At 44.7% G+C, this 553-nt stretch carries 1 protein-coding gene; it reads left to right on the forward strand.

The window, feature by feature from the left end:
* On the forward strand, positions 1-481 hold a 481-nt coding region (locus tag A3773_RS19755; protein ID WP_197462832.1), incomplete at its 5' end, for a hypothetical protein.
* Positions 482-553 lie beyond the last annotated feature (72 nt).

Below are 553 nucleotides of genomic sequence, written 5' to 3' on the forward strand. Positions count from 1 at the left end.
AAGGGAAAAGAGGAAGATAGGAAGGAGAGAAGAAAGGGAGAAAAGAGAAAGAAAAAAAGGAAAGAAAGAGGGGAAGAAAAAAAGAAAAAGGAAAGAGAGGAGAAAGAAGAGAAGGGGGAAGAGAAAGAAAAAGGAAGGAGAGGGAGGGAAAAGAGAAGAGAGGGAGAAGGAGGGAAAAAAAAGAAGGGAGGAAGAGGGGGGAGGAAGAAGGGAGAGAAGGAGAGGAAAAGGAGGAAAAAGAAAAGGAAAAAAAGAAAAGAGAAGGAGGAGGGAGGGGAGAGGAAGGAAAAAGGGGGAGGGGGGGGAGGAGAAGAGAAAGAGGAGGGGGAAAAAAGGGGAGGAGAGGAGAAAGGAGAAGAAGGGAAAAGAAAAGGAAGAGAGGAGGGAGGAAGAAAGGGGAGAGAAAGGAAAGAAGAGAAAAGGAAAAGGAAATAAAGTGGGGAGGAAAAAAAGAAAAAGAAGAAGAAGGGGGAAGAGATGAAGAAAGGAAAGAGGGAGGAGGAAATAAAAGAAGAGGAGGGGAGAGAGGAGAAAGAAAAGAAAGAAAAGGGGC

The organism is Neptuniibacter pectenicola, assembly GCF_001597735.1.
In the GTDB taxonomy this organism is placed as follows: Bacteria; Pseudomonadota; Gammaproteobacteria; order Pseudomonadales; family Balneatricaceae; genus Neptuniibacter; species Neptuniibacter pectenicola.